Source organism: Bacillus sp. AFS053548, from assembly GCF_002575105.1.
Lineage (GTDB): Bacteria > Bacillota > Bacilli > Bacillales > Bacillaceae_G > Gottfriedia.
Window position 1 is genome coordinate 1 of sequence record NZ_NUHI01000041.1, and the last position, 21,612, is coordinate 21,612.

16 protein-coding genes and 1 pseudogene are annotated in these 21,612 nt (G+C 33.7%); 14 read left to right on the forward strand and 3 right to left on the reverse strand.

The genetic code is table 11. The annotated features are described in order from the left end of the window. Positions 1–215: 215 nt before the first annotated feature. The gene (locus tag CN946_RS19985; protein ID WP_176547386.1) at positions 216–860 is read left to right on the forward strand and encodes a formylglycine-generating enzyme family protein; all 645 of its coding nucleotides are present in this window, start codon (positions 216–218) and stop codon (positions 858–860) included. A gap of 423 nt (positions 861–1,283) precedes the next feature. Continuing rightward, on the forward strand, positions 1,284–2,183 hold the full coding sequence (locus CN946_RS19990; RefSeq protein WP_098862700.1) for a DMT family transporter: 900 nt from the start codon (positions 1,284–1,286) through the stop codon (positions 2,181–2,183). A 425-nt stretch (positions 2,184–2,608) separates the two neighbouring features. Here CN946_RS19990 and gltP read toward each other — a convergent pair whose 3' ends face one another. Then, positions 2,609–3,895 carry a glutamate/aspartate:proton symporter GltP gene (gene gltP / locus CN946_RS19995; protein WP_098862701.1) on the reverse strand — a complete coding sequence of 429 codons (1,287 nt, stop codon included), beginning with the start codon at positions 3,893–3,895 and terminating at the stop codon, positions 2,609–2,611. Positions 3,896–4,050: 155 nt separating this feature from the next. On the opposite strand from gltP, the gene CN946_RS20000 reads away from it, so the two are divergent. The 8 genes from CN946_RS20000 to CN946_RS20035 all read left to right on the forward strand — a co-directional run bounded on the left by CN946_RS20000 (position 4,051) and on the right by CN946_RS20035 (position 14,931). After that, entirely contained in the window at positions 4,051–5,331 is a 1,281-nt protein-coding gene (locus CN946_RS20000; protein WP_286133994.1) for an ATP-binding protein, read from the forward strand. Positions 5,332–5,336: 5 nt separating this feature from the next. After that, a complete protein-coding gene (locus CN946_RS20005; RefSeq protein WP_098862702.1) occupies positions 5,337–6,254 on the forward strand; it encodes a response regulator in 918 nt (305 codons plus the stop codon). Positions 6,255–6,589: 335 nt separating this feature from the next. Next, entirely contained in the window at positions 6,590–8,002 is a 1,413-nt protein-coding gene (gene bcaP, locus CN946_RS20010; protein ID WP_098862703.1) for a branched-chain amino acid transporter BcaP, read from the forward strand. Between the two features lie 534 nt (positions 8,003–8,536). Beyond that, positions 8,537–9,127, forward strand: coding sequence for a hypothetical protein (locus CN946_RS20015; RefSeq protein WP_286133996.1), 591 nt, complete (start codon positions 8,537–8,539; stop codon positions 9,125–9,127). Positions 9,128–9,936: 809 nt separating this feature from the next. Then, positions 9,937–11,040 carry a spore germination protein gene (locus CN946_RS20020; RefSeq protein ID WP_098862705.1) on the forward strand — a complete coding sequence of 368 codons (1,104 nt, stop codon included), beginning with the start codon at positions 9,937–9,939 and terminating at the stop codon, positions 11,038–11,040. Positions 11,041–11,493: 453 nt separating this feature from the next. After that, positions 11,494–12,942 carry a spore germination protein gene (locus CN946_RS20025; protein ID WP_176547387.1) on the forward strand — a complete coding sequence of 483 codons (1,449 nt, stop codon included), beginning with the start codon at positions 11,494–11,496 and terminating at the stop codon, positions 12,940–12,942. A 568-nt stretch (positions 12,943–13,510) separates the two neighbouring features. Beyond that, positions 13,511–13,783, forward strand: coding sequence for a hypothetical protein (locus CN946_RS20030; RefSeq protein ID WP_098862707.1), 273 nt, complete (start codon positions 13,511–13,513; stop codon positions 13,781–13,783). Between the two features lie 296 nt (positions 13,784–14,079). Beyond that, on the forward strand, positions 14,080–14,931 hold the full coding sequence (locus CN946_RS20035) for an aldo/keto reductase (protein ID WP_098862708.1): 852 nt from the start codon (positions 14,080–14,082) through the stop codon (positions 14,929–14,931). A gap of 333 nt (positions 14,932–15,264) precedes the next feature. Here CN946_RS20035 and CN946_RS20040 read toward each other — a convergent pair whose 3' ends face one another. Next, entirely contained in the window at positions 15,265–16,215 is a 951-nt protein-coding gene (locus tag CN946_RS20040; RefSeq protein WP_098862709.1) for a nucleoside hydrolase, read from the reverse strand. A gap of 402 nt (positions 16,216–16,617) precedes the next feature. Between CN946_RS20040 and CN946_RS20045 the strand changes: the two genes are divergently transcribed. Both CN946_RS20045 and CN946_RS20050 read left to right on the forward strand, forming a co-directional pair. After that, complete coding sequence (locus CN946_RS20045; RefSeq protein WP_353616206.1) at positions 16,618–18,081, forward strand: flavin monoamine oxidase family protein; 1,464 nt, start codon at positions 16,618–16,620, stop codon at positions 18,079–18,081. A 269-nt stretch (positions 18,082–18,350) separates the two neighbouring features. Beyond that, positions 18,351–18,818: a CarD family transcriptional regulator gene (locus tag CN946_RS20050; protein WP_141546947.1), complete on the forward strand. Its 468-nt coding sequence runs from the start codon at positions 18,351–18,353 to the stop codon at positions 18,816–18,818. A gap of 269 nt (positions 18,819–19,087) precedes the next feature. On the opposite strand, the gene CN946_RS20055 is transcribed toward CN946_RS20050, so the two are convergent. Continuing rightward, a complete protein-coding gene (locus CN946_RS20055; RefSeq protein WP_098862710.1) occupies positions 19,088–19,300 on the reverse strand; it encodes a hypothetical protein in 213 nt (70 codons plus the stop codon). A 1,273-nt stretch (positions 19,301–20,573) separates the two neighbouring features. Here CN946_RS20055 and CN946_RS20060 point away from each other — a divergent pair. Beyond that, positions 20,574–20,999 carry a hypothetical protein gene (locus tag CN946_RS20060; RefSeq protein ID WP_098862711.1) on the forward strand — a complete coding sequence of 142 codons (426 nt, stop codon included), beginning with the start codon at positions 20,574–20,576 and terminating at the stop codon, positions 20,997–20,999. 73 nt (positions 21,000–21,072) lie between these two features. Beyond that, positions 21,073–21,612: pseudogene (locus tag CN946_RS20065) on the forward strand (S8 family serine peptidase); the annotation flags it as partial.

The following is a 21,612-nucleotide window of genomic DNA, read 5'->3' on the forward strand; positions in this document are numbered from 1 at the left end:
AAGACTCCATTCTACTCGACTTGTTGTATAACGAATATGCTGATTTGCAGACTTTTTTATTTTACTAACGGATTCTAACGGATTTTTATCTATAAAAAACCAACGTAATTTTTGAATTGATCTTATAGTTCTTAACGAGGTGATTTTTATTAAATCATGATCATTAGGAGGAAGACAGAGTGTCAAATGAAATTAAGAGTTACATTGACTATCAAATGATAAAAATTCCAGGGGGAAATATAGAATTAAGAGACGATAGAATAAAAAGTAAATGGAAAACTGAAATAAGACCATTTCTTCTTGCCCAGTATCCTTTAACTATGGGTATATACAATACTATAACAAATACATCACTTAATACTTTTGTCAGAGATCTAAAACCAGTTGTGAATATTTCTTGGAATGATGCAATTTCTTTTTGTAATCTACTTTCACAGAAAGCAGGACTGAAAGAGTGTTATTCAATAAGTAATGATGGTGAAAACATATATTGTGATTGGGAATCAGATGGCTATAGACTTCCTACAGAAGCAGAGTGGCAATATGCGTGTAAAGCAGGGACGACGGGTTATAGATACGGTGAACTTGATAAAATTGCCTGGTATAATGAAAATTCTGGAGATAAAATACATGAAGTAGGAAAAAAGGAAGCGAATGCATGGGGTCTGTATGATATGTTAGGAAATGTTTGGGAGTGGTGTTGGGATTTATATGATGAACAGGTCTATGGGTCATATCGAATTTTTCGAGGTGGTAGCTGGGCAGAGGTAGCAAGAGGTTGTGGCGCATCATGTCGTCGTCGTAGCCATCCGTCATTTTGCATAGACGACCTTGGATTCCGTCTTGCACGGTCTTTTTAATTTCCTGAAAGGATGGGGACAGTTATTAGTCAATGCTTAGACGTTCTTATGCAACTGATATGAACGAAACTGTCAAACCACCAAACCAAAAAGGTTTTAATTTAGGGATTTTTCATTTTTTAGACAGACTTAAATTAAGACTACCAACCTAGAATTTAAAAATTAGATTTTCTAAGTCTGTGAATGACAACTCTATAATAGTAGATTTTTTTGTATTATGTCTTAAAAGCTTGGTACGAAGGCAAATAAATTAACGGAAATGTGAGTTCTTGTTCAACTAAAGCAATGCGATACTTCAATAGAAGGTCGCTTTTTAATTGAACTAAAAGCAAATTATTGAAAGAAATGAATCGAGAATCTTTTGAACTACTTTAGTTTGATTTGTTACAATTACTGGAGGAACAGTAGGAAGAGGTAATATTAATGATAAAATTTATGTATATGTTTTGCTTGATTGTATGGGGACTTAATTTTATTGCTGTAAAAATTCAAGGAACTCCAATAAGCTTGGAATTATCCTTAACTTTTCGACTAGTTATGACAGCCTTTTTATTTTTAGTTCTTGTTTTGTTCATTCGCCCAAAGGGGAGACCAACAATAAAGGATCTCCCCTTTGTAATGGCATTTGGTATATGTAACTTTGCATTAAGCTATCTGTGTCTTTATTACGCTACAATTTTGAGTTCTGCAGCAATCGTAACACTGGTATTTTCTTTAAAAGTGATTTTAACTCCGATTGCTCTCCGGATTTTTTTAAAAGAAAAATTACATTCGCGAGTTCTAATTGGAGGTATTCTTGGTGTAATGGGAGTGTGTATTCTAATTTATCCTTCACTGGAAAATTTTCAAGGGTTCCATGACATAAAAGGAATTATTTTCGCTTTCCTAGGTACTCTCCTAACAGCGGTTGGTGACGCCTGCTCGGCAAGAAATGCAAATCGCAAGGTTGATCCCATTTATGCAAATGCAATTGGATTTACAGTGGGTAGTTTATTGATGGGAGCAATAATATTGTTTCAAGGGAAAGAAATTATTATTTCAACTTCTTTTACGTACTTATCTGCGTTGCTATATTTAACGCTGGTTTCTTCTTTTGCTGCATGGTTATTCTATTTGAAGCTAGTAGAAAAAATTGGAGGAGCTCAAAGTGGCTATATGGTCGCCCTTTTCCCCGCAATTGGTGGAGTGGCCTCTGTTTTAATCGGTGAGTCTGATCCATCAGTGTATTTGATTGCTGGTTGCTTTTTTTGCTGTATTGGCGCCGCGATTGCATTAGGTTTTGGAACGAGAAGTCAGAATATGAAATTGCCTATACAGGGTTAACTAAGGCTTTTCTTGTGTAACTAATGTATTGCTTTAGTTATATAACGGTGGAAAAGACTTCCAACAAGAAAGGTGAATAACTAATACAATACATAATAATTTTTATATAATAAAGTACAGTTACATTTTTCTTTTTTACCAATATCACCTATTTTTTAGGGAAACTCTTTATCCTGCGAGTTTCTCTTTTTTGTCAGTCTAAACATAACAATGTTAATAGATAAAAAGAGCCTGTATCGAAAATTACTTGGTATTTGAAGATACAGGCTTTTAATTTCAACGATTAATAGTTATATATATTAGTTGATTACAAGAAGTAGAGCTTGATCTCATTTTAAAAAAGAGAAGGCATAAGAAATGTAGTCAATGCCTGCAATTTAGTAGTCAGTGAAACTAGGTCTACTCAATTATCTTGTTAAGAAAGATTATGCTACATTTGTTTGCTTACCGGAATCAAGTGATTTAATATAAGCTTGCGCTTTTTGTTTATCGAATTGACCTTCTGATTTAGAAATAACAACTGCCGCAAGCGAGTTACCTACGACGTTAACTGCTGTTCTCGCCATATCTAAAAGACGGTCAATACCTGCGATAAACGCTAATCCTTCTACAGGAATTCCAACTGTACCGAGCGTTGCCAACAATACAACAAACGACACTCCCGGAACCCCTGCAATTCCTTTAGATGTTACTATCAATACAAGTACTAATGAGATTTGGTCGCTAATCGATAAATCAATACCATACATTTGTGCAATAAAAATGGCCGCTATTGCTTGATATAACGTAGAACCATCTAAGTTGAAAGAATATCCTGTTGGGATAACGAACGATGTGATTCCTTTAGGGCATCCAAATTTCTCCATTTTATTAATAATACGAGGTAAAACAGTCTCAGAACTAGCCGTTGAATAAGCAAGGATCAGTTCATCTTTTAATAACTTAATAAAATGAATAATGTTAATGCCTGCCCATCTTGCAACAAGTCCTAAAACAACTAACACAAAGAAAATCATTGTTGAATAAACAAGAATCGTTAACTTACTTAATGGGATCAGTGATTGGACACCGAATTTTGATACCGTTACACCAATTAATGCAAATACACCAAATGGAGCAAACTTCATGATTAGATTTGTCACATAGAACATTGCTTCAGCTGTACCCTCGAAAAACTTTAAGACTGGTTTTCCTTTTTCACCTATCGCTGCCACACCTAGTCCGAATAAAACAGAAAAGAAAATAATGGCTAACATGTTTCCTTCTGTCATTGCTGAAATGATATTTGGCGGAACGATATTGACGAAAGTTTCAGCAAAACCGTGGCTTTTCGTCGTTTCGGTTGTTTGTATATAGCTTCCGATATCTGTTTTCTGTAATGATGACATATCAACGCTGCTACCGGGTTGAAAGATATTTGCCGCTAACAATCCAACAAGAATGGCAATAGTTGTAATTATTTCAAAATATAAAATTGTTTTACCACCGAGTTTACCAAGCTTTTTCATATTCCCAACACCGGCAACACCGACAATTAAGCTTGAGACAACAATAGGAATAACAATCATTTTGATTAAACGAATAAAAATATCTCCAATCGGCTTTAGGAATCCTTCAATATTTGGATTTCCATAAAAGGCAGCTCCAACTGCGATACCTAAAATAAGACCAATTACAATCTGCCAAGCTAACCCGAGTTTTAGTTTTTTCATCCCATACACCCCTTCAAGGTTATTAAGAATATAAATGTAAGCGATTCCACTCGAAATCATACAGAATCATACAAAAACCTACAAATGAAAAAATAAAAAATAAATAATTTTCTCACAACTATTTCAATTTTCCAAAGGTTTGAGTAAAATGTTTAATGTTTGGAGGTGTCGAACTGAAGGAACGAATTTTAGCAGTTGTATTTTTGATGATAACCGTTCCGCTCGCTGGAGAGTTTAAATTCTATCCGTTCAATGATGCTTTCCGTGTCAGCCTGGGGACACCGGCATTTTTCTTATTTTTGTTATTGGGAAGGGGCATTCACCCGAATATTGCAGGAATTTTGACTGGGACAAGTGTGTTTGTATTTCGTTTTTTTTTGGCGGTCCAAATCAGTGACATACCGGTTGATGAGGCATTTTACAGTCATTTTCCGGTACTCTTTTATTACGTGGTGTTCGCTTTCATCTTTCATTTTACTAAGATGAATGAGCAGCATAACAAGCCATTTATGATAGGATTACTAGGAATGGTCATAGAAATTGGTGCAAGTTTAGTTGAAATGGTGATTCGATACTCTATAGCAGATAAAATGATTGCATTTCACTCAATCGAACAGATTATCTTTATCGCGTTTATTCGAAGTTTTTTCGTACTTGGCTTTTTTAACATTTTTAAACTGAGAGAATCAAAATTGGCAGTGGAAGAGCAGCGTAGACAAAACGAGCAAATGCTGTTGTTCATTTCGAATTTGTATGAGGAATCGGTACAGCTTAAGAAAACAATGCAAAATGCGGAAGAAATCACCCGCATAAGTTATGATTTTTATCGTAGGTTGAAATCGGAAGTTTCTCATGTCCATTTTTCCCAAACCGCACTGCAAATTGCAAGTCTCGTGCATGAAGTAAAAAAAGATAATCAGCGAATTTATGCTGGACTATCACAGTTGATTTCTACTGAAAAGCTAGAGGACTACATGGGCATTGAGTTACTGAGTAACATTATCCTTGTTTCCAATAGACGGTATGCAGAGTTATTGAAAAAACACATTTCTTTTTCTATGCACGTCGAAGGGGAACATCCGCCATATCATGTATATAGAGTATTATCTTTGATAAATAACTTGATCGCAAATGCGGTGGAAGCCATTGAGCAAGAGGGATATGTATCGTTGTATGTCATTCGAAGAGACTGGATTGTAGAATTTCATGTCTGTGATAATGGACCAGGCATTGCACCGAAGTTGAAAGAAGTCATTTTTAAAGAGGGGTTTACATCTAAGTATGATGCTTCCGGCAATCCTTCTACAGGAATTGGACTTTCATATGTGAAACTAACGGTGGACAAGCTTGGCGGACATATTAAGCTAAAAGAAAGTCATAAAGAAACAGTATTTGTTATCGAGCTTCCAATTAATGCGATGATACAGAAAGGATAAATCAAATGAATTATTTTATAATAGACGATGATCCAGCTATTAGAGCGATGCTGATAGACTTGATTGAGGATGAGGATTTAGGCAAAGTGATGGGTGAAGCAGAAGACGGATCATTGGTAGACAATGACTTGCTTGCGCTCAAAAAAGTAGACGTAGTACTTATTGATTTACTGATGCCAAAGAGGGATGGAATTGAAACAATTCGTGTTCTTTCTTCTGAATTCAAGGGGAAATTCGTGATGATTTCGCAAGTAGAGGCAAAGGAGCTCATAGGGGAAGTATATAGTTTAGGAGCAGAATACTACATCACTAAGCCGTTAAACCGCATTGAAATCTCAGGAGTGTTAAAAAAGGTTAACGAACGGGTGATTCTGGAAAAATCAATTCGAGGCATACAAGAATCGTTAACTTTATTAAAAGGTCATCAGTCGCCACCATTCGGCTCTTCTCATACAAAAAACATAATCGAAGCCGGCCGTTCATTGATTTCGGATTTAGGGATTATCGGAGAAAGCGGTAGTGAAGACTTGATGAATATTTTAGAATTCCTGCAGGACCAAAAACAAAAGTTTGGATCCTTCTACATCTTTCCGTCTCTAAAAGACATATTTTATGGATATGCAAAAAAAACGCTTGGAGAACAGGCTACCGAGGCGGAAATACAAAAAGAATCGAAAGCCTCCGAACAGCGGGTTCGCAGAGCTATTTACCATGTGCTCATCCATATTGCCTCATTAGGATTAACAGATTACACGAATCCAAAATTCGAAGCGTATTCATCCACATTTTTCGATTTCTCGGAAGTCCGAAAGAAAATGTTAGAGCTTGAAGGTAAAAGTGAAAAAAGCACTAATCAAAGCCGAATCAACATGAAAAAATTTATTCAATCGCTCTATTTAGAATCAAAGCAGTTGGTGGATTAGCCAATAAATTTGTTTCTTCAAATTGCAGGGAGTATAAAAGTGTTGTAGTCAGGTTGTAACAAGGGTTTGGATAATAAGCCAATGCTGTCTTTGTTTATTTAATTTTAGAAAAGGATCTGAATATAGTCTTTCTACACATTTTCTGAATATTTTATTTTGTTGAAAAATGCTTTGTATAGTTACAAATCGTATGATTAGATAAAAATTGCGTTCAATTCAAACAATTAAATTTTTATGGTTTTAGTTGTCTGAATCTTCTATTTTTTACAAACAACTATGAAAGTACTAAATAATTAAAATTGGAAAAGTAGCACAAGAATTTAGAGGAGGTTTTTATGAATTTATTTCGAAAAAAATCAGTATCGAGTGGATTATCTAACAGTTCACTTAATAAAGTTTTAGGTGCATTTGACTTAACAATGCTAGGAATAGGTGCAATTATTGGTACCGGGATTTTCGTTCTAACTGGTGTAGCAGCAGCAGATTATGCTGGTCCAGCACTTATACTTTCATTTATAATTGCAGGTTTAGCCTGTACATTTGCTGCATTATGTTACTCTGAATTTGCATCAATGATTCCTGAGGCAGGTAGCGCATATACGTATAGTTATGTCGCATTCGGTGAAATTGTGGCATGGATTTTAGGTTGGGATATGGTACTTGAATATGGACTGGCTTCATCAGCTGTAGCTAGTGGATGGTCTGGTTACTTTCAAAGTTTATTATCAGGTTTTGGAATTCATTTCCCAACAGCATTAACAAGTGCATTTGATCCTTCTAAAGGAACTTTTATAGATTTACCAGCAGTTCTTATCGTATTATTAGTTACATTCGTTCTTACTAGAGGTGTAAAAGAATCTGCAAAACTAAACACTGTAATGGTAATTGTTAAATTAGCAGTAGTAATTCTTTTCATCGCTATAGGTGTTTGGTATGTTGAGCCAGGAAACTGGACACCGTTTATGCCAATGGGATTCTCTGGTGTAACAGCTGGAGCTGCAGTTGTTGTTTTTGCTTACTTTGGTTTTGATGCAGTATCTACTGCTGCTGAGGAAGTAAAAAATCCTCAACGTAACTTACCAATCGGTATTATTTCGGCATTAACAATTTGTACAATCTTATATATCGTTGTTTCCTTAATTCTTACGGGTATCGTGCCGTTTGATCAACTTGGTGTTAAAGATCCTGTTGCTTTTGCTTTATCATTTATCCACCAAGATTGGGCAGCTGGTTTCATTTCACTAGGTGCAATAATTGGTATTACTACAGTTTTAATCGTAATGATGTTTGGACAAACACGTTTATTCTACTCAATCAGTAGAGATGGTTTACTTCCGAAAAAATTATCAAAAGTTAATGGTAAAACTCAAGTACCGGTTGTAAGTACATGGGTAACTGGTGGATTAGTTGCTGCATTTGCTGGTTTAATTCCATTAAATAAACTAGCTGAATTAACAAATATTGGTACATTATTTGCCTTCTCAGCTGTATCACTTGGCATTTTAGTCTTAAGAAAAACTCATCCAAACTTAAAACGTGGATTTAAAACTCCTTGGGTTCCTGTTGTTCCAGTATTAGCAATTTTATTCTGTGGATATTTAATGTTCCAACTTTCAGCATTTACTTGGAAGGGATTCGTAGTTTGGTTAGTAATAGGTTTAGTAATTTACGCTACTTACGGTTATAAAAACAGTAAATTAAATCAGAGTGACAGTATAGAAGCACCACAAATAAAGCTGCATAAATAAAAATTGGGCTATCCCTTAAGTTAAGAGAACTGACTTTTGGGAAGCCCTTTTAAATACAAAAAATCACCTATTACTAAGTGGATTGCACATACTTCCTATACAAGTTCTTTCCGTCATAACAAAATAAAACTGTTTTCCCTTCAAATTAATTCCAAAATGTATTGGTCGTCTCCTTAGCTGATTAATATAAGCTAATCACAGACATTTTCCCAACTCATATCACTGATTTTTTATTCCTTGCCTTGTTTTTGGAACATGTATATATCTTCTTGTATGATCAGTTCTTTTGAAGATTTGAGTATTTGGTAATATTATTTTCGGAATTCCATTTTGTATTTGGAAAATCTCAAGTATATGGACAACATTACTGCCTGTATTATGACACTAAGGAAAGGAGATTTTTCGATGAACTCCACCAAACTATGAATATAAACAAATTACAGATGTAACCGATGAAGTTATTAGAACAAGTTAAATTGGAACAGAAATCAACTGTGGGAAGGTTGTATTTTAGCTTCGATAGCCCATGCAATTATGGTGGTTCATTATCCTGATATTTCTCATGAACAAACTTGGGATGGGTTTAATTATAGTGTTCAAGATAGCTCTGGTACGCGTGGAACTATTACATTTCATCCGAATTTTTTAGTAGGTGCTTTCAGAAATGACCATAGCGATAGAGCATTAGAGTACAAAAATGCTATTGAATATTTTAAGAGTGCACCTGAAAAGTCTAAAGAAGGAGCATCAGAAGAAGCTCTTCTATATTTATTAGATGAGATTGACGGAAAGACAGTCCCAGTTATAACAACTGCATTTTGGGGAAATCTTGATGAAGTATACTCGCATGATACATATGAGGATTTTATTGAAAATGACGGATTTCTTATAGAAAGACAATTAGATAATATGGAAAATACTATAAATGAGTGGAAAGAAGAATATGAAATGTCTGAGACTCAAATAGTCCTACTAAAATCCATTTTCAAACGTAAAATTGAAAATCCGACTAAAGACATCATATTAAATGAAAAAGAAATTCAAATGATTGGGTCGGAAGATGAAGAAGGTATAAGTCAAAGTAGAATTTCATTTGAAGAACTTGGTATTAAGTGGAAGTTATGAAATTATTATTTAACTTATTAAAAATATTCTTATTCAACTAACGCATGCTTTAGTTGTATATGGAAATTAGTCTTCCCAAACAGTTAAGCCATTTAAAAAATTTCAAAGCTAGGAGCTAAATTTATAATCTGGTCTTCATCCACATCAATGAATATAACAGGTGGTTCTTCACTTGTATTTCCGTAATCAAGAGCAATCCACGATTGTCCTATCTCCAGAGATTAGAACAATATCATTTGGTAATCCCCATTCTTGAATTAGATACACATTATAAAATACCTTTTTCTTCTCCTATTCCTAGAATATGATCCACATTAATATGGTCATCAGCTCAGGATGTTGGAACCTCAGAAGGAAACGAATCAAATTTAATATTACCTCCATTTTGTTCTTGCAGATGATATAACTGATGAAAAGGTGTATGTTAAGTCGGGAAAACGTTGTTATATCAACATTTTTATTTAAATCGGAAATTACTCGAAATGGATTTTACAACCTATTTTAAAAACGAACTAATTTCGGAATGAACACTGATTTTACAACTGAATAGTAAGTACTTCTTAATAATAGCATTAAAATCTTTTAATTTTATACAAGTTTTTATACAAAAAAAGACGGGAAATAAAATAAGTAATGCTCTTGGAAGGCTTGCTATTATGTAAACTTCATATGAATACAATATGCATAATTTTTATTCTTTTTTGGAAATGTAAAATTGTACCGTTTATAAATAGAAATGTGGAAAAATGAGAAGTAATGAGCCTTCAGAAAGTAGTAATCCTGAATTGTGAATAAGGAAGTGACCTGCGATGATTATTAGCCCCAAAGACAGTATTTCAACAATTCAAGTAGTTGTTATCCTTATCAATTATATACTTGGAACGGGAATTCTGACCTTGCCACGAGCAGCTACAGAGAAAGTGAAAACACCAGATACCTGGTTAACTGTAATTTTAGGCGGGCTGATAGCGATGGTGGCAGGAGTTATTATGGTCAAATTAGGACAACGGTTTCCAGGAAAAACCTTTTATCAATACAGCCAAGAAATTGTAGGGAAATGGATGGGTAAGTTACTAAGTCTAATCCTTGTATGTTATTTTGTAATGATGGGTGGATTTCATATCAGTGCATTAGTAAAAGTAACAAGTTTATTTTTGTTGGAAGGTACCCCAACTTGGGCCATCGCGATGCCATTTATGTGGATAGGTCTCTATTTAATTACGGGCGGCATAAATCCGATTGCCCGTCTGTTTGAAATTATTCTCCCCATTACGGTCGGCGTTTTTTTGGTGGTTACTTTTATGAGTTTTAAAATATTTGAAGTGGATAATCTGCGCCCGGTACTGGGGTTGGGGATCATGCCCGTACTAAAAGGAATCAAAACAACGGCTCTCTCATATATAGGTTTTGAAAGCCTGTTGATTATAATGGCGTTTATGAAACAGCCAAACCAAGCAGTAAAAGCTGTTTTAGTTGGAATTTTCATCCCACTGATCTTTTACTTGATAACTATCGTAATGGTCATCGGTGGACTATCCGTCGATGATGTGGTAACCAAAACTTGGCCAACGATTGAACTCATGCGAAGTTTTGAAATACCTGGTTTGCTATTTGAACGGTTTGAGTCTTTGTTGCTTGTAATATGGATTATGCAAATGTTTACTTGCTTTAACGTTAGTCATTATGCTGCTTCTTTGGGGCTTGCCCAACTCTTTAAAAAAAACATTCATCCATTTATGTTTGGCTTGCTTCCGGTTATTTATATAATTTCCATGACCCCGAAAAATACGAATGACCTATTTAAACTTGGGGATACGATGGGCAATGTTGCGTTTTTTTTATTTGGTATACAAACGCCGCTACTTCTGCTTGTCTTAAAATTGAAAAAGAGGAAGTATAAAGCAAAATCATAACAAAGTATGGTTTCTTTTAGTCTCACTGTTAGTCTTTAGAAAACTCAATTAGGATTAAAATAATTGATGTTAAATTACTGATATATATTTGGGGAAATAATAAATTTTAAGAGAATCCTATCTATTGGATTCTCTTTTTTTGTCTATTTTAGTTTGAAAAGTAGTATGATCAGCCATTTAGTTATTTAAAAAATGAACAAATTGATTTTTAAATGAATCAGATTTGGTAATTTAACTAACTATGATTAAGTAATAGTTATTTTAGATTGTTGATTTTGAGGTGAATTCCCTCCCTTTTAAGTGGATATATCCCATCCTACTAGTAATTAAAAAGTCTAATTGCAATTTAATATATATTAACAAATGACCTTACTAATTTAGAATAGTTACTTGAAATAAAATAATGAGAAGAATAATGGACACACTAACTAAAAAAGAGGAAGGAGTTTATTGGTGAACAACATAGAACAACAATCTACTTTATCGGTAAGTTTAAATAAAAACCTTAATCGTTTGAAAGAGGAGCTTCATATTACAACTGATTTGAAGATACGATCACTGACAATCTATGATGACATTGAACGGGATGCTGCTATTATCTATATCGATGGAATTACGAATACCCAAAATATACAGGAAAATATTCTCTCACCTTTGTTACATATACATAAAATCGAAAGTATTGAAACGCTAATATACCGTAATTTATCAATTATTGATGTCAGTTCTGTTACATCTTTTGATGAAATCTTGACTGGGTTATCTAAGGGTAAAACACTTGTCCTTATTGATGGTTTTAAAGAGGGAATTTTAGCGGATTCTTCAGATTGGCAAAAGAGATCAGTGACTGAACCTGATACACAAAGAGCTGTAAAGGGTCCATTGAATGGATTCACTGAAAACCTAAAGGTGAATATTAATATGATTCGTAACATTTCCCAGACGCATAAACTTTCTGTCGAAAATGTACAAGTTGGAAAAGAAACAAAGACAGATGTAGCGATTCTCTATTTGGAGGGGTATGTCGACGAAAAAGTTTTAGAGGAAGCTAGACAAAGAATTAAGGAAATTGATGTAACTTATTTATTAGAGTCACGGGTCATTGAGGATGCATTAGAAGGGAAAAAGACGCTATTTCCACTTGCATTTACGTGTGAACGTCCTGGTGTAGTAGTTTCTTCGTTATATGAAGGAAGAGTTGCTATTTTAATCAACGGGAACCCTTATTCGATCATCGTTCCTACTCTATTTCTTCATTATTTTCACCAACCAGATGAATACTATACAAAATCAGGTCGATACGCAAACAGATTGGTCCGTTTTTTAAGCTGGTTTCTGTCAATTATGTTGTTGGGTCTCTATGTGACGATGGTACGCTTTCATCATAACTGGGTTCCTCACAAATTTGCTGATCCATTTTTCAAAAAATCAGATACAGTCTTTCCGATTCTGTTGGAGATCTTTTTCGTAGCGCTGTTGTTCCAATTACTTGTAGAAGCCTCCTTACGAATACCAAAGTCAACCGTTATTATCGTCTCACTAATTGGAGCAATTGTTGTCGGACAAACTGCTGTAACTGCGAAATTGATTCATCCAATAACATTAATTATAGTAGGAGTTAATTTCTTAGCAAGCATAGCCATTGCAGCAGGAGGACTATACGGTACAGCGATGACAACTCGAACTGTATTTCTATTTTTAGGTTATTTTTTTGGTCTAACAGGGTTGATCGTTGGAACAGTGATTATGATTGTTTATATGGCATCCCTTAAATCACTTGGAGTTCCATATTTAGCGCCTTTTATCCCGTTTCGTCCAAAAGAAATGAAAGATGCTTTATTCCGAGGTGATTTGAAAAAGTTAATTAATAGTAAACATACATATCCACATAAGAATAAATGAAGACAATTGAAAAATTGCACCCTACCTCTTGAAAGTAATACTGATTATTATTGCACAAAAATTGCACAGACTTACAAGAAACAATAGAAATATCAGACTAGTAGTGTATAAAATTACATTGACTACTTGATTTAATGGACTTAACTGACCTAAAATATTCAGTATTACTGAATAATCCTCACACTCTGTAATTGACAGGGTAGGGGTCGCTGGTTGGCTTCCAGTTGGGATCATAAAAGTGAGAAGGCTCAAACCTAAGTGTAACAAAGGTTTGGGCCTTTAATTTGTTTTTTACTTTTTTATTTTTACAATGGATTTTATTCAATTTTATTATTTTTTTATATTTTGAATCCTGTTAGAAATAGTGTTTTAAAAGCTGTATTCCGCTAGACTGACCTTTATCTAATCGCTGTGTTAGTAACTCTTGGTTTAAATTATGTAAATCTATCAATTTTTGATAAGCAAAAGAGATCTCAGTGGTTTTAATAGATTTGTATAACAAAGTATTAATTTGCTTATAATTTTTATAGATAAAGAGAACTACTTTAAACAAAAAGGAGAGTCCGGATTGAAAAAGTCTATTGAGTTATACACTGTTAAGGAAAATGTCATTTGTCTTAATTGTGGTAATAAAGGCGCTGTTCAGTCTTATGGAAAGTATTATCCAAATAGTGTCGGTGAATTAGCGGATAAAATTAAATCATATGAAGTAGTAAGAGATAAACCTTATTTATCGCAAACAATGGGACTTGGAGGAACGATACCGTTTAAATGTTTAAATTGCGGAAATGTAGGACTAATAGATCATTGTGGAATTGAGGGATATAAAACAAGCTTTTAAATCGATCTAAATTTCACTAATAATAAATATTTGATGGTGTTAATTTAATAGTAAAGCTCCTAGCTTTTAGAAGTTAGGAGGGCTTTTTTTGTTAAAGCAAAAATCTGAAATATTAGTGATTTGAGAGAATTAGGCAATCATTTGATAAGAATTGGATAACGGTAGCTTATTCATTTATTGCATAATAAGAATACGAAACAATACAACCTTTGCAAAAATTCTAAATCAAATTTATTTACATATTAAATCAAAATGAATTGAATCACAGTAAAAGGAATAAAACAGGAGGAACTTATATGCAAAAAGTAATTTTAAACAATGGAGTGGAGATGCCTATTTTAGGTTTTGGTGTTTTTCAAATTCAAGATGAAAATGAGTGTGAACAAGCTGTATACGATGCAATCGCGGCAGGTTACCGACTGATTGATACTGCTGCTTCCTATTTAAATGAAGAAGCAGTTGGCCGAGCTATAAAGCGTAGTGGTGTACCAAGAGAAGAATTGTTTATTACGACAAAACTCTGGGTTCAAGATACAGGATATGAACTTACTAAACAAGCATTTGAAAAATCGCTGGAAAGATTGCAACTTGACTATTTAGATTTATATTTAATTCATCAACCATTTGGTGATGTATATGGTTCTTGGCGCGCGATGGAGGAATTGTACCTTGGGGGTAAAATTAGGGCGATTGGGGTTAGTAATTTTTATCCAGACCGTTTGACTGATTTTATTATTCATAATAAAGTGGTTCCTGCAGTGAATCAAGTTGAAACTCATCCTTTCTATCAGCAAATTGAAAGTCATAACCTAATGAAAGAAAACAATGTTCAGATAGAGTCGTGGGGACCATTTGCTGAAGGGAAAAATAACATGTTCCAAAATGAAGTTTTAGCATCAATTGCTAAAATACACAATAAATCTGTAGCCCAGGTTATCTTACGATGGTTAACACAAAGAGGTGTTGTTGCAATACCTAAGTCAGTACGTAAGGAGAGAATCATCGAAAACTTTAATATCTTTGACTTTGAACTAAACCTAGATGAAATGGATAAAATTACTGCACTAGATACAAATGAAAGCTTGTTCTTTTCTCACAGGGATCCTAAAATGGTGAAATGGATCGGTACACGTAAACTTGATATTTAAAGCTTCCTATCCTATGATTTTATTTCAGATAATACTAATATAATTTACTTTCAAAGACAGCCAGTTAACGTAACTAGCTGTTTTTTCTTGCTGAGGCAAATCGGTTTCTTGTTCAACTAACGCATACATTAGTTCAATAAGGAACTTCTAAAAAAACTATATAAGTGACATCATTTTTCTTTTTTTAGCTTTTTTAATGTTTTCATCAATTGTTTCGTATTTGAATATTATCATATTCCCAATATAATTGAAGAATTGATAATTTTTAATATCAGCCTATATTAAAAATTTTGTATACCAGGGCACTCTTTCATTTTATCTCCTAAAATTAGACTACATTCTTTTTCTTAAAAACGTTTCCATAATATCTTTCTTAAATTTTTCATAATCGAACTGAAAAGCCACACTATGTGTTTTAAAACCAGGATTTGTCTCGAACCGAAAATCCGCAATACTTTGACCGAACCCATCTCCTTGGTCCGGAATTACTTTAATAGGTACTTTAGAGAGACGAACCGCATTTGGATTTAACAAATACCAAATTGTTACAAAGTCATGCATAGGACTTCCTCCTATGCCAGGATTTGATTTAGAATAGAAATTATAGTAGTAGTCTAACATGGGTTTGATAATGAGTCCTGCTGGATCTTGTGTGTTGCGATGAAACGTGTCGATTTGTAGAACCATTTCAGGTGTAACAATTGCATGCTGGGTAACATTTAAAGGAATGATAGTCAAATTCTGTGCATGATGCAGAACTAGATTTGCTGCATAAGGATCTGAGTAAAAGTTAGCTTCAGCCACAGCCGTCACATTTCCGGGATAAAAAAAAGCCCCTCCCATACAAATGTATTCTTTCACATCCTTCATCTTATCTAAGTTTAAAACAAATGCTGTTGCCAAGGAAGAAAGTCTTCCTAGATTAATAATGGTGAGGTTGTCCAAATTTGAATCTATTATTTGGTAGATTTCATTAATAGAGTAAACAGGTGAAGTGATTTGAGGAGGAACAATCGGTCCTAGCCCAGCTTCTCCATGCACCTCTGGAAAAAATTTAACAGTTATACCTGTTAAAGGGACTGAAGCGCCAAGAAAAACAGGTATCTCCTGCCTTCCCGCGATATATTTTAAATAGTTAATATTCCATATAGCCTTTTCCCGTGACACATTTCCATAGTCGGCTACAATCCCTACCAGTTGAATATCATTACGAAAAAAGATATATAGCATAGCGAATGCATCATCAATTCCTAAATCTGTAAAAAGGAGAACTTTTTTTTGCATATGTATTCCTCCAAATTCTGTAGGATTTTAAAATGTTGGTAATAGACCTGTACTATATTTAATATATATTTATATTTTTCTAAATAGTACCTTCTATCTTATCAATACCTGTATAGATCCTAAATGCTCTTATCTTATCTGCTATAAAAAGTATTTTTATAGTTTAAATAAATTCCTTTATCAGCAATAAAAATGGTTGTTCTCTGGAAGATTCCCTTTTTACTACTTATGTAACTAACGCATGTGTTCGTATTATAAGGACAACCAGTTAAATTTTTGTTAAATAAGGATTTACTTATTTTTTGAATCATTATGATTAAATCTTTTTTGAAATTCTACTTAAACTCTTAAACGAATATCATTTTATTGGTAGCTATTATATTTCAAGATGAGGTGATATCTTTGATTCAAAAATTACTACTTTCAATGGAGCAAATGATATACATAATTCAAAATGGATTACAAAAAACGAATTCACCAAAGCATATAACCGTTATTGGTGCAGGGATATCTGGTCTAGTTGCTTCTTCACTCCTAAAAGAAGCTGGTCATCATGTTACCATTATCGAAGCAAATAACAGAATAGGGGGGAGAATATACACAAAAAGGGAACCTTTTATTAATAATCAATATATAGATCTTGGGGCAATGCGTATACCTTCATTCCATTATTTAGTAATTGAATATATAAAAAAATTCAATTTACAAGTAAATGAATTTATAAATAGTACCCCTAATGATCTGATTTACATCAATAATGTATTAACAAATGAAAAAAATTATGGAGCAAATCCAGACCAATTAAATTATAATGTCTCCCCTAGTGAAAAAGGAAAAACGGCATCAGAATTACTATTATTAGCAGTTAGTCCAGTTATTGAATTTATAAACCAAAATCCTGAGAAAAATTGGGGAAAAGTTGTTCATATGTATGATCAATATTCAATGTATCAATTTTTAAGATATAACCCTGTTGGTGTTTCCTTATCAACTGAAGCAATCAATATGATAGAAACAATGGTTGGATTGGAAGGATTTTCTGAACTTGCATTTACTGCAATATTAAGAGAAGTTTTAGTACTCCTAACTAAGGATCTAAAACTTTATGAAATTACAGGGGGAACGGATCATCTTATTAATGGATTTTTACCACAACTTAAAGACGATATTATTACAAATCAAAGAGTGAAAAAAATTATACAACAAGAATCGAACGTAACGATCTATACAGAAAATCAAATACTTAATACTGAACATCAACTTACAAGCGATTTTGTAATTTCTACAGTTCCTTATACTTTATTGAATTTCATCGATTTACTACCATATGAGTCTGTTTCATATGAAAAGAGAAATGTTATTAAAAAGATCCATTATGCAAATTCAACCAAAATAGGTCTTCAATTTAAAACGAGATTTTGGGAAAAATATGGATTAAATGGTGGTAAATTAACGACAGATCTACCAATCAAGTTTGCCTATTTTCCTAGTCATGGTCAAGGGTCGGCGGATGATACTGGGATTATGTTAGCTAGCTATACATGGGAAGATGATTCTAGTATCTGGGATAATATGACACAGGCAGAACGGATAAAAATTGCTTTGAATAATCTCTCATATATATTTGGAGATCAAGTGTTTTCAGAATTTTTAATAGGATACTCACATAATTGGTCAGAATTTCCTTATGCTGGAGGAGCTTTTGTCATGTATAAACCCGACCAAATAAAAGAGTTTGGTCAATTTATTGGTACACCAGAAGGAAGAATTCATTTCGCAGGATCACATTCGTCAACTACACCAGGTTGGATTCAAGGCGCAATTGAAGCAGGAGTTAGAACAGCGTATGAAGTTAATAATAGATAATTTTTATTACCATTAAGAGTATTTATTTAAATTTAATATTAAATAAAAATATAATGAATTTATTTCTCGACTAACACATGTTTTAATTCAACATCAAGAGCCATTTGATATGGCTCTTTTTTTGTCCTTTCTCAAGAATTTTGAAAATGAAAGTATTTAATAAAAAAAATTGACGTAAATTGTTCGTTAGTGATATAATTATTATTTTTACAAAAAAAATAATCAATGTTATGCTTAAGTAGGTTAATAATTAAATGGGGGTGTAGAATATGTTTGAAGTTGGTGATAATATTTTTTATCCGATGCAAGGAGCAGGTGTAATCGAATCTATTGAAGAAAAAGAAGTTCAAGGTGAAATACAGCAGTATTTTATTATAAAATTACTCATAAAAAAAATGGAAATAATGATTCCAATTTCAAAAATGGATAATTCAAGAATTCGAATGGTCGTAGATTCACATAAGTTAGACATAGTATTAAATAATTTTCATAATGGGGAATTTAATCGTTCTCTATCATATAAACAAAGATTTAAGCTAAATACTGAGAAAATGAAAACAGGTAATATTGAAGAAGGCGCAGAGGTAGTTCGTGATTTAATGCGTATAGATAAAGAAAAATCCCTTAATTCAAGTGAAAAACAGATGTTAGGTAATGCAAGCAAAATATTGATAAGCGAACTTGAATTAGTTAAAGGGATTACAGAAGGTCAAGCCAAAGAATTATTATTCTGTTAAAAAAATATCTTTTATTCTTCCATGATCTAATATTATAGAATTTCAAATTTATAAATCGTGTTAAAAATGAAAATTCTTATAAATAAGAAAATATTAAAGCCCCGTTTAATCTATATTATTGTTGCCTCTTTTAAATTATATTAATAAGCTAAGGTTGACATCATAAAAAGAACTTAATTTTGATCAAAAAAGAAGGATGTCTATTTTTTGGGGGATAACCATCTGTAACTATTAAATTTTAATTTGTTCAACAAGTAAAAGCATCCAATTTAAATGGATGCATACTTAAGTATTCCACTTAAAAAGATTGAATCTTCTAGAAGTGTGCACTCTTTTAATTTAATCTTCCCATCAAGTTCTAGCTCTTTAGCCAGTTTTTCAATTATATTTTTATCATTTTCTTGGGAATTTTTAATGGTGATTAAAAAGTAATTCCCTCTCGTGACAAGTTGAAGGTTCTTTAATAGACTCTCTTTACGCATTTGCTCATCCCCCTTCTAAATTAGGTTAATTCGACACGAAAGAGTTTTTGTCCTGTTAATTCATTTAAACAACAAATTTTATGTAGTAGTTATTATATTGGATATTAAGAAAACTCAATCTACTAAAGAAAATGTGAAGTGCTTTTGATTTTTTTAGAGAATTTTATTAGTTTTAAAGCTAGTTTTATTTAGGGCATCTGATGTAATATTTGTCATTTAATTATTGCATATATACAATGTAAAAGCTTTTCAGCTCATTGTTTATTCAACTTACGCATGTGTGTGCGGCCGAACATAGGTCGTATCATATAACGGGTGGGCTTCCCGTCGAGTAAGAACTAGCCATTCACTCGTAGCGAGTCTTAGAGGGCTAAAGGTAACTTTAGTCTTTAAGCGTATACAGTTAGGTTGCGGGCCGAAAGCCAAATGGTTGAAGGGATTGAGCTTCGAAATGTTAGTAAATCGTGAGGGCTGATGCCTTACGCATAGCAGAAAGCTACACTCTACCTTTCGGAAGGCAAGAAAGGTTTCATACGAAAATCAAGTGTTTACACTTGGGAGTTGTGGAAAACAAGCTGATTATGGATTAGCTAAATATCCATTGATGGGATCCTTTGCTGTTTAAAGATTCAGAGGCTTGAATGATTTGTTGATGATAATCATCTTCTTCTTGATATGTATTTTTAGGAGATAAGGTAAGATTGAATGTTTGTTTTGGTAAAGTAAATTGACATTAACTGCATTAATTGCTGGTGTATTGATTTGAGTAAAAGGTAAACGGACATCCTCACGATTTGCAACAAGTAATTGGGTAAAACCAATATTTTTTCAGTTATTTCATCATAAAATGCACCACATAATTGTTAGTAAATCAGGGATTAGTCATCTAATGAACACAAAACGCACCAAATACTACACAGGTTCCGCTGAAATAGTTAAAACGCACCATTTAGCACCCAGAGCTGGGAATATGTGGTCAACTTTTCATCAGTAGTGTTATACAAAAAGGGGAGGATTATCCTTCATGAAACCTACTCATGGATCGACTAATAATACTTTGTACCTTTTAAACTTTGTTTGCGTAGGCTTCGGCGGGCGTAGATGTATTATTAGATTATTCTATGTAAACTGGATTCATTAGAAGGAGACTCTTGAATATAGACGCATTTTTACTAAAATAACTTCATTATTTACAATGGAAAAATTGAAATTTCACATACTGTAACTATTTACAAATGAATTTTTAAAACCGGTGTCTAAGGGATTCTAATTAATGAATTACAAAGAACATAACTATATAAAAAGAAAGCTAGTAAGTAGGATAACCTATTTACTAGCTTTTTTAATTTTCTTAGATACTATTTTAATCGATAAAAAGAAAGACATTCGCATACTATTAAAGCCAGAAATAAAACAACTGATTAAAAAATTAAGTTTCCAATATAATACTTATCCAACAATTTTAACGACTGATATACTAACTGAAGCTCTATATCGCAATAAGGAGTTTGATGAAGTCGAATATCCAATTGTGTCAAAACATTTAGTTGTTACGAAACTAGACAAAGAGACGTTTGAGATTTTACAAGGCTATTGTGTTGAATGGGATTGCAGTATTCGTAAAGCAGCTCACAGGGTATTTGTGAATAGTTTAAGGAGAGAGGGCCATTTTCTGCTTATCACCAATACTATAGGATGATAAAAGCAGCTAGAAAGACTAGGGTGCGACAGTCGAGCCAGCGTCTGACGGCACTCCAGTGGACATAACCACGATGAATATGGGTGGTGATCTTTACGTCATCCCGGCGCAGGCACAGGCGTACTTAGCTACTAATACGCTTGACCGCGAGCTGTTCAACGTCACGAAGTTGATTGAATATGGCTACGACGATGCTCACGTCTCCGATATCCCGTTAATTGCTACTTACACAGGAACAGAGAGTATGACGGATAAAGCGTTAGAACAGGCTGCTCCGACAGGATCAAAAAAGGACAAGGTGCTAGATAGCGTAAATGGTGTCGCACTGAAGGAGAGCAAGTCGAAGGCAGCTACGTTCTGGGAAACGGTAGACGACGACAGCGTCAAAGCGGCAACTGCTCCGAAGCTTGCCGATGGTATGAACAAGCTATGGCTGGACAAGCCGGTTCACGTGCTGCTAGACAAGAGTGTGCCACAAATTGGGGCGCCTACAGCATGGGCAGCCGGGTATGATGGCACCGGCGAGAAAGTTGCTATCTTGGACACTGGGATCGATCCAAATCATCCTGATGTAAAAGATGCTATTTTAAAAACAAAGAGCTTCATAGATGGT